Origin of the sequence: Cryobacterium lactosi (genome assembly GCF_004403945.1) — a bacterium.
Lineage (GTDB): Bacteria > Actinomycetota > Actinomycetes > Actinomycetales > Microbacteriaceae > Cryobacterium > Cryobacterium lactosi.
The window spans coordinates 17,709-32,435 of the sequence record NZ_SOHM01000039.1 but is presented as its reverse complement, the minus strand read 5'-3'; the positions used below and the strand labels follow the sequence as shown (position 1 = coordinate 32,435).

Genomic DNA, 14,727 nt, shown 5'->3' with positions numbered 1-14,727 from the left:
GACCATATCGATTATCGTTGCGGCACGCAAGGGTTCCCGCCGAGTTGCCCCGCTGCGGTCGAGTTGCCCCGGTGCGCCGGGGCAACTCGTCCGATCGGGGGCAGGTCGGGGGAAACGCCGCGCCGACGAGGGCGCACCGTGCCGCGGAGACGAACTCGCGGGTCACATCCGTCACGCCCACGGCGAACAGAGGCACGCATCCGGGCTTGCGCTGGTTACTCTCTTTGTATCGGTGCCATAACCGCCCTGGCGCCAAGGGAGTGTTCATATGTTTGAGAGATTTACCGACCGAGCTCGTCGTGTCGTCGTCCTGGCCCAGGAAGAGGCCAAGATGCTCAACCACAACTACATCGGAACCGAGCACATTCTGCTCGGGCTCATCCACGAGGGTGAAGGCGTGGCCGCCAAGGCCCTGGAGAGCCTCGGCATCTCCCTGGATGCCGTGCGCGAACAGGTGCAGGACATCATCGGCCAGGGCCAGCAGCAGCCCACGGGTCACATCCCGTTCACGCCGCGCGCCAAGAAGGTCCTCGAGCTGAGCCTGCGCGAAGCCCTGCAGCTCGGCCACAACTACATCGGAACCGAGCACATCCTGCTCGGGCTCATCCGCGAGGGCGAGGGCGTTGCCGCCCAGGTGCTGGTCAAGCTCGGCGCCGACCTCAACCGGGTGCGCCAGCAGGTCATCCAGCTCCTTTCCGGCTACCAGGGAAAGGAGCAGGTGCAGGTGGGCGCGAACGAGACCGCAGCCAACCCCGCGGGCAGCCAGATTCTCGACCAGTTCGGGCGCAACCTCACCCAGGCCGCCCGCGACAACAAACTCGATCCGGTGATCGGGCGCGAGAAGGAGATCGAGCGGGTCATGCAGATCCTCTCCCGCCGCTCCAAGAACAACCCCGTGCTCATCGGTGAACCCGGCGTCGGCAAGACGGCCGTCGTCGAGGGCCTCGCCCAGGCGATCGTCAAGGGCGATGTTCCGGAGACGCTGAAGGACAAGCAGCTCTACTCGCTCGACCTCGGCTCGCTGATCGCCGGCAGCCGTTACCGCGGTGACTTCGAGGAACGCCTGAAGAAGGTCACCAAGGAGATCCGCACCCGCGGCGACATCATCGTGTTCATCGACGAGATCCACACCCTCGTCGGAGCAGGTGCCGCCGAGGGCGCCATCGACGCGGCCTCGATCCTCAAGCCCCTGCTGGCCCGCGGTGAACTGCAGACCATCGGCGCCACCACGCTCGATGAGTACCGCAAGCACTTCGAGAAGGATGCCGCGCTCGAGCGCCGCTTCCAGCCCATCCAGGTGAACGAGCCGTCGCTGCCGCACACCATCAACATCCTCAAGGGCCTGCGGGACCGCTACGAGGCGCACCACAAGGTCTCCATCACCGATGGCGCCCTCGTGGCCGCGGCCAACCTCGCCGACCGCTACGTCTCCGACCGATTCCTGCCCGACAAGGCCATCGACCTGATCGACGAGGCCGGCGCACGCCTGCGCCTCTCGATCCTGTCCAGCCCGCCGGAGCTGCGCGAATTCGACGAGAAGATCGCCGTGGTGCGTGCCGCCAAGGAGACCGCGATCGAGGACCAGGACTTCGAAAAGGCCGCGGGCCTCCGCGACGAGGAGAAGAACCTCCTCGGCGAGCGTCTGCGCCTGGAGAAGAAGTGGAAGTCCGGCGACGTCAAGACCACAGCCGTGGTCGACGAGGGCCTGATCGCCGAGGTCCTCGCCCAGGCAACCGGCATCCCCGTGTTCAAGCTCACCGAGGAAGAATCCTCGCGGCTGGTCTTCATGGAGAAGGCCCTGCACCAGCGCGTCATCGGTCAGGAAGAGGCCATCTCGGCGCTCGCCAAGACCATCCGTCGCACCCGTGCGGGACTCAAGGACCCGAAGCGTCCCAGCGGTTCGTTCATCTTCGCCGGCCCCACCGGTGTCGGTAAGACCGAGCTCGCCAAGGCGCTCGCCGAGTTCCTCTTCGACGACGAGGCCGCCATGATCTCGCTCGACATGAGTGAGTACGGCGAGAAGCACACGGTCTCCCGCCTGTTCGGTGCTCCTCCCGGGTTCGTCGGCTTCGAAGAGGGCGGCCAGCTCACCGAGAAGGTGCGTCGCAAGCCGTTCTCCGTGGTGCTGTTCGACGAGATCGAGAAGGCGCACCCCGACATCTTCAACTCGCTCCTCCAGATTCTGGAAGAGGGCCGGTTGACGGATGGCCAGGGTCGCGTGATCGACTTCAAGAACACCGTCATCATCATGACCACCAACCTCGGCACCAGGGACATCAGCGGCTCGCCCGTCGGGTTCCAGCTCGAGGGCGACACCGCCACCAGCTACGACCGGATGCGCGGAAAGGTGAACGAGGAACTGAAGAAGCACTTCAAGCCCGAGTTCCTCAACCGTGTCGACGAGATCATCGTCTTCCCGCAGCTGTCCAAGCCGGAACTGCTGCAGATCGTGGACCTGTTCATCAAGCGCCTGGGCGACCGGCTGCTCGACCGCGACATGACCATCGACCTGACCCTGGCGGTGAAGGAACACCTCATCGAGGTGGGCTTCGACCCCGCACTGGGCGCCCGGCCGCTGCGTCGCGCGATCCAGCGTGAGGTGGAGGACCGTCTGAGCGAGAAGATCCTGCACGGCGAGCTGAACGCCGGCGACCACGTGCACGTGGACTTCGTCGACGGGGAGTACGTGTTCACCACGACGAACCGCAACGAAGCCGTCTCGGTAGGCATCAACACCGCCGCCAGCGTGGGTACCGGATCAGGCACGCCCGATCTGGCCATCACCAGCGACTAAGAAGGTCAGCACCACCCGAACGGCCCGGCGGACATCCGCCGGGCCGTTCGTCGTCTCGCCCATAGACTTGGGCTTTCGGCGAAACTGAATCGGTCGCAGTGAGCGGCCAGGAGAGCGGGCGGACGTGACACACCAGGAGTTCATCGTGCGCCGGGCTCAGACCCGCGACGTGCCGCTCATCCAGGCCCTCGTCGAACCCCTCGTGCAACAACGCATCCTGCTCGGCAAGGACCGCGTGGTCTTCTACGAGGCCGTGCAGGAGTTCCGGGTGGTCGAAGACCTGGACGGGAACCTCGTCGGCTGCGGCGCCCTGCACGTGATGTGGGAGGACCTCGGCGAGGTGCGCACTCTGGCCGTGTCGGAGGACTGGCTCGGCAAGGGCGTCGGGCACGCGCTCATCGGTCGTCTGGAAGCCGACGCCAGGGAACTCGGCCTCAGCCGCCTGTTCTGTCTGACGTTCGAGGTGGAATTCTTCACCAGGAACGGCTTCGTCGACATGGGCACCGAAACCGTCGACCCGGCCGTGTACGCGGAACTGGTGCGCTCGCCCGACGAGGGTGTCGCGGAGTTCCTCGACCTCGCCCGCGTCAAGCCGAACACCCTCGGCAATACCCGGATGCTCAAGCGCCTGGCCTGATTCGACGCCGGCTCGCTCAGATGTGGGCCCGGTCGGCCTTTTTCTGCTCATCTGAGCATGTTCCCGGTCGTGTAACCCACCGGACATAGACGGTCGTTAGGCTGCCCCCAAGCACTCCGGCCAACCTGCATCGTTCGTGCGCCACCCGCCCCGCGGGGTTCGTGGCGTGCCCACTGGCACGTTCGGTGTACCCAAAACCCGAGCTCCACCGCGTCTTACCCTGCGCCTGCCCTGCACCCTGTTCGTCACACCGTTCATCGCACCCCTCCAGGAGACTCCATGTCGCTCGCCCCACCCCGCCCGCTCCGGCTGGCCCTCGCCTCGCTGATCGGAGCGTGCCTCGCCGTCGCCCCTGTTGTGGCATTCCCCGCCCAGGCCGACACCGCCGGCACCGGCGTCGTCATCAACGAGGCCTACCTCAGCGGCGGAAGCAAAGACGCTGCATTCGCGAACAAGTTCATCGAGCTGTACAACCCCACGGATGCCGCGATCGACCTCTCGGCCTGGTCGCTGCAGTACCGCAAGGCCACCGGCACCGTCGCCGACAAGCCGAGTTTCGTCGCCCTCACCGGAACGATCCCGGCCAAGGGCCACTACCTCGTCTCCGGCGGCTCGAACGGCACCACCGGCGCGGCCCTCCCCACCCCGGACCAGACCTCGACCCTGAACCCGAGCGGCACCACCGGCACCCTGATCCTCGCCAAGTCCACCGCGGCACTCACCCTGGATGCCGGCGACTCCGCCGCCAACCCCGACGTGATCGACCTGGTCGGCTACGGCGCCTCCCTCACCTTCGAGGGCGCCGTCGCGCCCGCGCCGAGCTCCAACACCGACGTCAAGTCGCTGAACCGGAGCACCGCCGTGGACACCGACAACAACGCCGCCGACATCACCCTGTCGGCCACGATCACCCCCACCAACTCCACCGGCTCGGCCGGCGAGACACCCGCGCCGGTGCCCACCGGAACCCCGGAACCGGTGCCGACAACGACCCCGCCCACCGGCACCACCGCGATCAGTGCCATCCAGGGCACGTCTGACACCAGCCCGCTGGCCGGCAGCACGGTGAACACCGTCGGCGTCGTCACCGCCGCCTATCCCACCGGTGGGCTTGCGGGTTTCTACCTGCAGACCCCTGGCACCGGCGGTACCACCACCGACCCGGCCTCCCACGGAATCTTCGTGTACACCAAGACCCTCACCAGCACTGTTGCCGTCGGCGACTACGTGAGCGTCACCGGAGCCGTGAGCGAGTACTACGGTCTGACTCAGCTGACCATCAACACCCTCGCCGACATCGCCCCGCTCGATCGCTCCGGTATCACTGCGCCGGTGCCGTCGACCCTGCAGCTGCCGGCCACAGATGCTGACCGGGAACGGCTCGAGGGCATGCTCGTCGCTCCGGCCGGCGACTACACCGTGACGAACAACTACACCACCAACCAGTACGCCGAGATCGGCCTGGCGGCCGGCACGACGCCGCTGGTCAACCCCACCGTCACCGACCGCCCGGGCAGCGACGGCTACACCGCCGCCATCGCCGCCAACGCCGCACGCGCCATCACCCTGGACGACGGGGCGAGCACCAACTACCTGGGCTCGTCCAACAAGGGCCTGCCGGTGCCGTACCTCTCCACCACCGCCCCGGTGCGGATCGGAGCCGCGGTCACCTTCACCAAGCCGATGATCCTGGATTTCCGCAACAGTGCCTGGAAGCTGCAGCCGACAACCGCCCTGGTGCCGGCGAACGCCGCCACCGTGCAGCCGGCCACCTTCGAGAACACGCGCACCGACGCCCCGGAGAACGTGGGCGGTGACATCCGCCTGGGCACCTTCAACGTGTTGAACTACTTCTCCACCACCGGGGACACCCTCACCGGCTGCCAGTACTACACCGACCGTGCCGGCGCCAAGACCACCGTCAGTGGCGGCTGCGATGCCCGCGGCGCTGCCGACCAGGCGAACTTCCTGCGCCAGCAGGCCAAGATCGTTGCGGCCATCAACGCCCTCGACGCCCAGGTCATCTCCCTCGAAGAGATTGAGAACTCCGCCGTGTTCGGCAAGGACCGTGACACCGCCCTGGCCACCCTCGTCGCCGCGCTGAACGCCGACCTCGGCCAGGACACCTGGGCGTTCGTGCCGTCCCCGGCCGTGCTGCCGGCCAACGAAGACGTCATCCGCACCGCGTTCATCTACCAGAAGGCGGCCGTGGAGACCGTCGGCGGATCGACGATCCTCACCGGCTCAGCAGCCTTCAGCAACGCCCGCCAGCCGCTCGCCCAAGCCTTCCAGCTGGTCGGCGACAGCGGAAGCCGATTCCTCACCATCGTCAACCACTTCAAGTCCAAGGGCTCCGGCACCGGCGTGGACGCCGACATGGGCGACGGCCAGGGCGCCTCCAACGCGTCCCGCGTCAACCAGGCCACCGCCCTGGTGGCCTTCGCCGACACCATGTCAGCATCCACCGGCATCGACCGGGTGTTCCTCACCGGTGACTTCAACGCCTACGACCAGGAAGACCCGATCAAGGTGATCACCGACGCCGGCTACCTGAACCAGGAAGCCAAGAGCGGCGAGTACACCTACGCGTTCGGCGGTTCCGTCGGATCCCTCGACCACGTCTTCGCCTCTGCCGAAGCGGATGCCGTCGTGAGCGACGTGGACGTCTGGAACATCAACTCGGTCGAATCCGTGGCGCTGGAATACAGCCGGTACAACAACAACGTCACCGACTTCTACGTCGCAGACCCCTTCCGCTCGTCTGATCACGACCCGGCGATCCTGGGCCTGAACCTGGCCAGCCCCACGGAGCCGACCCCGGTCCCGACGACGGAGCCGACCCCGGTCCCGACCACGACGCCCACGGTCCCGGCGGCCACGGCGCCGCCGGTCGCCCCGACCGCCGCTCCGGAGAGCGCCCTCACCGCGGCCCTTCGCGACACGATCAGCACCAACGCGTCCCGGTACGCGGCCGGGTCCGCCATCACCATCACAGTCCCCAGCCAGCACGCCGGTGAGTTCGTGTCTGCCTGGGTGCGCTCCACCCCGGTCAACCTCGGCGGTTGGCTGCAGGTCAGCGCCGCGGGCACCGTGACCACGGCGCTGCCGAAGGACCTGACCGCCGGCACCCACCGCATCATCGTGCAGGATGCCGCGGGCGCCGTGATCGGCTGGACCGAGATCACCGTCGTCGCCGCCGGCACCGCGGCGACCGGCACCCTCGCCAGCACCGGCGTCGACACCGCGCCGGCTCTGGTCGGTGCGCTGCTCCTGCTGATGCTCGGTGCGCTGCTCATGCGCCGCCGCCGCGCCGCCGGCTCGGGCGCCTAACCGGCCCCGTCCGTACCGGGCGCCGGCCCACCGGCGCCCGGTACGTGCGCTCCCGCTGCGCAGAAGTTGGCCTCGTCGGCCGTTTTGTGCTCATCGGAGCAAGTTCCCTGGCCGTAACCCGCCGGACATCCGGCGTCGTTAGGCTGCCCCCAACAGCCCGTCCGTCCGGTGCCGTCGCCGCTTGTCGAGCGCGGCCCACCGGCCTTCACCTGCATCCCCGTCACCCCATGGCACCACTTTCGAGGAGAACAATGTCGCTCAATCCGTCCCGCCCGCTTCGGCTGGCCTTCGCTGCAGTGATCGGAGCGTGCCTGGTGGGCGCTCCCGTTGTCGCCGTCCCGGCCTTCGCGGACCCGGCCACTGTGCAGCTCAACCTGCTGAACATCAACGACTTCCACGGGCGGATCGACGCGAACACCGTGAAGTTCGCCGGCACCGTGGAAACCCTGCGCGCCCAGTTCCCCGACAACACCCTCTTCCTCTCCGACGGTGACAACATCGGCGCCTCGCTCTACGCATCCGCCTCGCAGGACGACACCCCGACCCTCGACGTTCTCAACGCGCTCGAACTGGCCGCCTCGGGTGTCGGCAACCACGAGTTCGACCAGGGCTTCGACGACCTCACCGGACGGGTCGCCGACAAGGCGAACTTCGACTACCTCGGTGCCAACGTCTACCTGGCCGGCACCCAGACGCCCGCGCTGAAGGAGTACTCCCTGCACGAGGTGCAGGGTGTCACCGTGGCCGTCATCGGCGCCGTGACCGAGGAAACCCCCACTCTGGTCTCGCCCAACGGCATCTCGTCGATCAGCTTCGGAGACCCTGTTGACGCGGTCAACCGCGTCACCGCTCAGCTCACCGACGGCGACCCCGCCAACGGCGAAGCCGACGTCATCGTCGCCGAGTACCACGAGGGCGCCGGCGCCGGCACCGTGGAGAACGCCACCCTCGAGCAGGAACTGGCCCTCACCGACAGCGCCTTCGCCAAGATCGTCACCGAGACCTCACCGGCCGTCGACGCCATCTTCACGGGCCACACCCACAAGCTCTACTCCTGGAACGCCCAGGTGCCAGGCGCCGCGGCGGGCGTGACCCGCCCGATTCTGCAGACGGGCAACTACGGCGAGAACATCGGCCAGGTCGTGCTCAGCTACGACACCGTCACCAAGGCCACCACGACGGTGACCAACCAGAACGTGAAGCGCAGCACGACCGCCGACGCCGATCTGGTGAGCGCGTTCCCGCGGGTTGCCGAGGTCAAATCCATCACGGACGCGGCGCTCGCCCAGGCCGCCATCACCGGCAATGTGAAGGTCGGCTCGATCACCGCACCGATCAGCCGTGCCTCCATCGGCGGCGCGTCCCCGGTGGTCGAGGACCGTTCCGCGCCGTCGACCATGGGCACGCTGGTCGCCAACTCCCTGCGCGAGTCCCTTGCCGACCCGGCCAAGGGTGGTGCCGAGATCGGCATCGTCAACCCCGGCGGCATGCGCGCCGAGCTCTCCACGACCCCGGACTCCGACGTCAGCTTCTCCGAGGCCAACGCGGTCTTGCCGTTCCTGAACAACCTCTGGACCACCACCCTCACCGGTGCCCAGTTCAAGGTCGCGCTCGAGCAGCAGTGGCAGCGTGACTCCAAGAACGAAGTACCGAGCCGCCCGTACCTGCAACTGGGACTCTCCGACAACGTGAACTACACGTTCGACGCGACCCGCCCCGAGGGCGACCGGATCACGGGAATCTGGATCGACGGGGCACCCATCGACCTGGACCGCGGCTACCGCATCGGTTCGTTCAACTTCCTGCTCACCGGCGGCGACAACTTCCGCGCCTTCACCGAGGGCACCGGCACCCGCGACTCCGGTCTCGTCGACCGGGACGCCTGGATCTCCTACATCACGGCCAAGAGCCCGCTGTCGCCGTCGTTCGCGGCAGCCCAGGCCTCCGTGACCGGCGTTCCGGCCGCTGCGGTCACGCCCGGTGACTCCGTGAGCTTCACGGTGGGTCAACTCAACCTCACCTCGCTGGGCTCGCCGAAGAACAGCGAACTCGCCGTCACCTGGGGTGGCAGCACGACGGTCTTCGCCCCGGCATCCGTCGACGCCACCGGCGCCGCAACGGTCACCGTGACGGTACCCGCCGACGCGCCGGCCGCCAGCGAGATCACCCTGACAGCCAAGGAATCCGGCACCACGGTGCGGGTGCCCCTGGCCGTCACCGCCCCGGTGACGGAACCGACGCCGGTTCCGACCCCGGAGCCGACCCCGGCCCCGACCGAGCTGCCCCAGACCGGCCCGTCCGCTCCCGCGAGCGCACCGACGGCCGCGGCGGAGTCCGCTCTGACCAAGGCCCTGCAGAACAAGATCACGGTCAATGACTCCACGGTGGCCGCCGGCGACAAGCTCACCATCGACGTCGGAACCGCGTTCGCCGGCCAGTACGTGTCCGTCTGGGTTCGCTCCACGCCGATCAACCTCGGCGGCTGGCAGCGTGTCAGCGCCGCGGGCACCGTCACCGCGGTGGTGCCGGCCGGCCTCGCCGCCGGCACGCACAGCATCATCGTGCAGGATGCGGCGGGTGCCGTCATCGGCTGGACCGAGATCACCGTCGCCGGCGTCACCCCGGCCGCGTCCCTCGCCCAGACCGGGCTGGACGCCAGCCCGTGGCTGGCCGGCGGCGCGCTGATGCTGCTGCTCGGCGCCGCGCTGATGCGTCGTCGCCGGATTTCCATGGATTCGTAGCCGACACGCAGCGCGATACCGGCGGCGCCGGTGGACCTCGCTAGCCTTGGATCATGTCGACGACCAAACATCCCGTCGGCCCCCAGGCCAGCAGCGTCTACCGGCGCCGGCGTCTCGTGGTGGGGCTCGGCGTTCTCGCTGTGCTCGCCATCATCCTGCTGATCTTCTTTCGACCTGGCGGCGGGGACGACCAGGCCGTCGCCCCGTCCCCGGCGGCGACCGCCGATCCCGCAGCCGCTGCCGATCCCGCGGCTCCCGCCGGCGGCGATCCCGCGACCACCGCGTGTGATCCCGCCACTGTGCAGGTCGAGGCGATCACCGACCAGGGCTCCTACGACCCGGACGACGACCCGGAACTCTCACTCAGTGTGACCAACACCGGCACCACGCCCTGCGACCTGAACGCCGGCACCTCCACCCAGGTGTTCACGATCACCAGCGGTGCGGATGTGTACTGGACGTCCACCGACTGCCAGAGCGACCCGGCTGACGCCACCGTGACCCTGGAACCCAACGTCGCCGTCAGCACCAAGACCCCGCTCACCTGGGACCGCACCCGGTCTAGCCCGGAGACCTGCGAGATCACCGACCGGGAGGCCGTGCCGGCCGAGGGCGCGTCGTACTACCTCACGGTCAGCGTGGGCGGCGTCGAGTCCGCCAGCCCCACCCAGTTCCTGCTGAACTGACGACCGGCCGGCCCCGCCGGCGGTGTTCGCTCCGGGCTGAGGCCTCGAGTGGCCCCGCTCCGGCCGCGAATGATTGAATGGAGCACGTGACAGACGCGACTGCAGAAACCCGATCAGATGCCCTGGCCAGCGCCCTGGCCAAGCAGGATGTGGCGGCGGTGGCATACGCGCTCCGCAACGATGTGGTGATCGCGCCGCTGCTCGTGGTCAAAGGCTCCGCCGAGCAGGTGCGGGTCTTCGGGCGGGAGGGCAGCGACAAGCGCACCCTGCTCCTGTTCTCCTCCGGCGAGAACTACGCCCGCATGATCCCCGACGAGGTTGATCCGCAGGTGATGGTCGCCGACGGCCAGTGGCTGAGGGAGTTCCTCACCGTGCACAGCGAGACTTTGGAGATGGTGTTCTTCGACGTGGCCGGCCCCGCCGTGATGCAGGCGGCTCCGGCCGACCTGCTGCGCGCGCTCGGACCCCTGGAGAACGGCAGCGCCGACGCGGTCGAGCCGGACCCCGCCCCGTAGCCGCCTGAGCCCGACGGGCTACCGGAACGCGTCATCCAGTTCGGCGTCGCGCCGGGAAATGCCGGTGCCCAGAGCCCGGTTCACCGCGGTCTGCACGGTGCTGCTTGAGGCGTCGATGCGGGTGCTGAACCCCATCCGTGCGGCCTCGGCGGCGCGCTGCTTGGCCGCGGACACCGGACGGATCTCGCCGGCCAGGCTGATCTCGCCGAATGCCACCACGTTGTGGGCGATGGGCTCGTCCTTGAGCGCCGAAGCGACCGCGATCGCGATGGCCAGGTCCGCGGCCGGTTCCACCAGCCGAACCCCGCCGACCGTCGACACGTACACGTCCTTCTTCGACAGCGGGTAGCCCGCCCGCTTCTCCAGCACGGCTAGCAGCATCGCCACGCGGGAGCCGTCCACGCCGTTGGTCACCCGGCGCGGGTTGGGCATGGCGGTGTCGATAACCAGCGCCTGCACCTCCACCGGCAGGGCGCGACGGCCCTCCATCGCCACGGTCACACACGTGCCGGAGACCGCTGCGGTGCCGCGGCTGAGGAACAGCCCGCTCGGGTCGGCGACCTCGCTGATGCCGTCTCCGGTCATTTCGAAACATCCCACTTCATCGGTGGAGCCGAATCGGTTCTTGAGGGCCCGCACAAACCGCAGCGCGGTGTGCCGGTCGCCCTCGAACTGGCAGACCACATCCACCAGGTGCTCGAGCAGCCGGGGTCCGGCGATGGTGCCGTCCTTGGTGACGTGACCCACCAGCAGCACCGGCAGGTTGCGGTCCTTGGCGAGGCGGATGAGCGTGGACGCGACCTCGCGCACCTGGCCGGGCTGCCCGGCCTGGCCGTCGTTGAGGGAGCTGGACACGGTCTGCACGGAGTCGATGATGACCAGGTCGGGCTTGACCGCGTCGATCTGGCCGAGGATGGTGGCCAGGTCGGTCTCGGCGGCGATGAAGAGCTCCGGCTGCAGTGCGCCGGTGCGTTCGGCGCGCAGGCGTACCTGCGACACCGACTCCTCGGCGCTCACGTAGAGCACCCGGGACTTGGCCACGGCCGCCTTGGACGCGACCTCGAGCAGCAGCGTGGACTTGCCCACCCCGGGCTCGCCGCTGAGCAGGATCACCGAGCCGGGCACGATGCCGCCGCCGAGAACCCGGTCGAACTCGTTGATGCCAGTGGGCCAGTGCGCCACCGCGGTCGTATCAACGTGGGTGATCGGCCGGGCCACGCCGGTACCGCTCACGACAGAGGGGGTGACGGACCGGCTGATTCCGGTCTTTTCCGCGGCTTCGACCACGGTTCCCCACTGCTGGCATTCGCCGCAGCGGCCCGCCCATTTCAGAGTGGTCCAGCCACACTCGGTGCAGCGGAAATTCGAGACGGGTTTAGCCATGTCAGCGAGCCTAGCTGCGGCCGCCGACACCGGTGGTTCAGGCCGGGGCGTCCTGGGGAATCCGGTGCGCTACGACGGCGCTGAGCTCGGGCAGGAACGCCTCGGCCCAGACGCGGTAGCCGCGGTCGTTCGGGTGGAACATGTCGTTGGCGACCTGGGTGAACACGCTGCGCCAGCCCTCACGGTGGGTGGTCGCATGCAACGGCGCCACGGTGAGACCGTGCTCGGCCGCGACCTCGCGGACGATCCGGTTCGCCTCGGCCACCTTGCGTTCGTTGTGCGGCAGGTGGAAACAGGGCAGATCGGCCACCAGTGCGTGCGGCGGCAGGGCCGCGAACACCTCTCGGATGCCGGACTCGAACGTGGCCGCATCCCATTGGGCGATGTCGTTGGCGCCGATGGCGACCGTGACGAAGTCGGGCTGCAGCTTGGCGAAGCGCGGCAGCTGGTCGCGCACGGCCAGCTCCACGGTGGCACCGGAGACGCTGAGGTTGATCACCCGCAGGGTGCGGCCGGTGGCCAGGCGGATGTGGTCGGCGAGGATGCCGACATAGCCGCGGTTGGGCGTGCTGGCCCCGATGCCCTGCGCGGCGCTGTCGCCGATGGCCACGTAGAGCAGGTCGCCTTTTTCCTTGGCGTGCGTGCGCCACCAGAGCGAGTTGATCGGCAGGGTCTCGTTGAGTTCGGCGGCGTTGGCGGCCAGCATCCGACGGATGCGCCGGTAGGCGACCGCGCCGGCGGCGCCGATGCCGGCGGTGGTGGCCACGGCGCCGGCCGTGAGGGCGAGAGTGCGGGGAGTAGAGCTGTCGTTTGTCACGTCGAGAGAGTACATCCGGCTACTGACAGTTGCCCGGATTCGCGCGAGACCCCTTCTCTCAACTACAATCGCTCTCGGTACCGTGTCCGAGCGGCCGAAGGTGCAACTCTCGAAAAGTTGTGTGGGGGAGACTCCACCGTGGGTTCAAATCCCACCGGTACCGCCACGATCAAACCCCCTGCATCCCTTTGTTTCATTGGGAAGCAGGGGGTTTTTTGCTACTCAGAAGCGGCCAATTCCCACGAAAACCCCACAACTGATTGAGTCCGTGCAGCATCCATGCGGTCTGAAACGTCGTTCAGATCGTCCTCGAAGAGGTCCGCGTACGTGTCGAGCGTCATGGCGGCGGACGCGTGACCGAGCATCCGCTGTACCGCCTTCACGTTCGCGCCGGCGCTGATGGCCAGGCTGGCTGCAGTGTGGCGGAGATCATGCGGGGTGATCATGGGGAAGTCTGGGTCGACTTCCTGCGCTCTCGCGACTGCGTTCGCGAACCAGCCGCCGTGACTGTTCGACTGCGGCTGATGGCGGACACCGTCCCCGAACAGCAGCCCATCCCGGCCCTTGCCCTCGCATTGGCGGGCGATCGCCTCGGAGAGGAACTTGGGATAGGGCACGCTGCGGGCTTCGTGGGTCTTTGGGGTCCCGACGATGATCTGGGACCCGACCGCCACCGCGTTCTCGGCGATGAAGACGCGCCTTCGCAGGGCGTCTAACGCGCGGAGCCGGATGCCGGTTACCTCGCCCCAACGCAGGCCCGTGTAGGCCATGAAGTAGACGAGCGTGGTGTTGGGGCCAGCCTGCGCCGCCAGCAGTTCCACCTGTGCCGCCGTGAGGTAGTTGCGCTGCTTCTTCGACTTGCGCGGAAGCTTCACGCCCCGGGCGGGGTTCGTCGTCAGTCGCCGATCCATCACCGCGACGTCAAGGATTGCGGCGAGCACACCGTAGGCGCGGATGACCACCGTCGCAGAGCGACCCGGCGTGAGCTTCGTCACCCAGTTCTTCACGTCGGAGTGAGAGATCTCGCCAACTCGACGGGCACCCCACATCGGCTCGACGTGTACCCGCCAGGCGCTCTCCTGCGAACGATACGAGGAAGGCTTGAGGTGTGTCTGGTTGCTGATCCACTCGGCGCCGAGGTCCGCGATGGTGGACTTCGCCGTCTGGGGGTTGACGTACTCGCCCCGCAGTGTGGAGACGGTGATGCTCGCAAGGTAGTCCTCAGCGTCCCTCTTGCGGACGAAGCCGCCCTTCTCGCGGGACTTGCGGTCGGGGTCGCGGTACCTGACCCGGTATCGCTTGCCCTCTGATGTCTCGTACGCGTTGACGCTACCCATGCTGTGCTCCGTTCGTAGGGGCGAAAGTGCCTCTACTTCTAAGGAATGCGGCGACTCTTGTGCGGCGGGCCCTGTCGATGGTCAACATCCGCGTGTTTTCGGGGGAGCGGCGAGTTGTGCCGCATGGCCCTCTATTGGAACCACCTATTGGTTTCTCCGGAGGCGAAGAGAGCGTCGCTGCCGGAAACTCGACCGAAAGAACACCATGCCCGTCTACCTCACCCCCGACCAGGTCGCCACCATGCTCCCCGGCCTCACCCGCGGCAAGCTCGCCCAGCTCCGCTTCACCGGCAAGGGACCGAACTACAGGAAGCCGACGCCGAAGACCGTGCTGTACGTCGAGTCGGAGGTGGTCGCCTGGGTGGAGAGCTCCGCACGGTGGGGTGTGGCTGCGTGATGTCGCAGGCACTCGTTTCGCCAACGCCACAGCGCACCGTGGGTGAAACCGGTATTGCGTCCGGCGGGCTGTCCTTGCAGCTCCAATGCA

10 protein-coding genes and 1 tRNA gene are annotated in these 14,727 nt (G+C 68.0%); 8 read left to right on the top strand and 3 right to left on the bottom strand.

Annotated features, from left to right (window positions below; genetic code table 11):
- The first annotated feature begins 268 nt into the window (after positions 1-268).
- The 6 genes from E3T61_RS18555 (at position 269) to E3T61_RS18530 (ending at position 10,703) form a co-directional block, all read left to right on the top strand.
- A complete protein-coding gene (locus tag E3T61_RS18555; protein WP_134642334.1) occupies positions 269-2,794 on the top strand; it encodes an ATP-dependent Clp protease ATP-binding subunit in 2,526 nt (841 codons plus the stop codon).
- A 124-nt stretch (positions 2,795-2,918) separates the two neighbouring features.
- Positions 2,919-3,431 carry an amino-acid N-acetyltransferase gene (locus E3T61_RS18550; protein WP_134642333.1) on the top strand — a complete coding sequence of 171 codons (513 nt, stop codon included), beginning with the start codon at positions 2,919-2,921 and terminating at the stop codon, positions 3,429-3,431.
- A 279-nt stretch (positions 3,432-3,710) separates the two neighbouring features.
- The gene (locus E3T61_RS18545) at positions 3,711-6,761 is read left to right on the top strand and encodes an ExeM/NucH family extracellular endonuclease (protein WP_134642332.1); all 3,051 of its coding nucleotides are present in this window, start codon (positions 3,711-3,713) and stop codon (positions 6,759-6,761) included.
- A 251-nt stretch (positions 6,762-7,012) separates the two neighbouring features.
- Positions 7,013-9,502: a bifunctional metallophosphatase/5'-nucleotidase gene (locus E3T61_RS18540; protein WP_241992676.1), complete on the top strand. Its 2,490-nt coding sequence runs from the start codon at positions 7,013-7,015 to the stop codon at positions 9,500-9,502.
- 53 nt (positions 9,503-9,555) lie between these two features.
- Positions 9,556-10,188 (top strand): hypothetical protein, encoded by a 633-nt coding sequence (locus E3T61_RS18535; RefSeq protein WP_134642330.1) that lies wholly within the window; start codon positions 9,556-9,558, stop codon positions 10,186-10,188.
- 86 nt (positions 10,189-10,274) lie between these two features.
- The gene (locus tag E3T61_RS18530; RefSeq protein WP_420898502.1) at positions 10,275-10,703 is read left to right on the top strand and encodes a dehydrogenase; all 429 of its coding nucleotides are present in this window, start codon (positions 10,275-10,277) and stop codon (positions 10,701-10,703) included.
- An 18-nt stretch (positions 10,704-10,721) separates the two neighbouring features.
- Here the strand turns inward: E3T61_RS18530 and radA are convergent, their stop codons facing one another.
- Both radA and E3T61_RS18520 read right to left on the bottom strand, forming a co-directional pair.
- Positions 10,722-12,086 (bottom strand): DNA repair protein RadA, encoded by a 1,365-nt coding sequence (radA, locus tag E3T61_RS18525; protein ID WP_134642328.1) that lies wholly within the window; start codon positions 12,084-12,086, stop codon positions 10,722-10,724.
- Positions 12,087-12,123: 37 nt separating this feature from the next.
- A complete protein-coding gene (locus E3T61_RS18520) occupies positions 12,124-12,903 on the bottom strand; it encodes an SGNH/GDSL hydrolase family protein (protein WP_241992675.1) in 780 nt (259 codons plus the stop codon).
- A 76-nt stretch (positions 12,904-12,979) separates the two neighbouring features.
- On the opposite strand from E3T61_RS18520, the gene E3T61_RS18515 reads away from it, so the two are divergent.
- Positions 12,980-13,069 (top strand) — tRNA-Ser (locus E3T61_RS18515).
- Between the two features lie 52 nt (positions 13,070-13,121).
- Here the strand turns inward: E3T61_RS18515 and E3T61_RS18510 are convergent.
- Positions 13,122-14,240 carry a tyrosine-type recombinase/integrase gene (locus E3T61_RS18510; protein WP_134642327.1) on the bottom strand — a complete coding sequence of 373 codons (1,119 nt, stop codon included), beginning with the start codon at positions 14,238-14,240 and terminating at the stop codon, positions 13,122-13,124.
- Between the two features lie 205 nt (positions 14,241-14,445).
- Here E3T61_RS18510 and E3T61_RS18505 point away from each other — a divergent pair, with 205 nt between their 5' ends.
- Positions 14,446-14,637, top strand: a complete 192-nt coding sequence (locus E3T61_RS18505; protein ID WP_134642326.1) for a helix-turn-helix transcriptional regulator — start codon at positions 14,446-14,448, stop codon at positions 14,635-14,637.
- Positions 14,638-14,727: the final 90 nt, after the last annotated feature.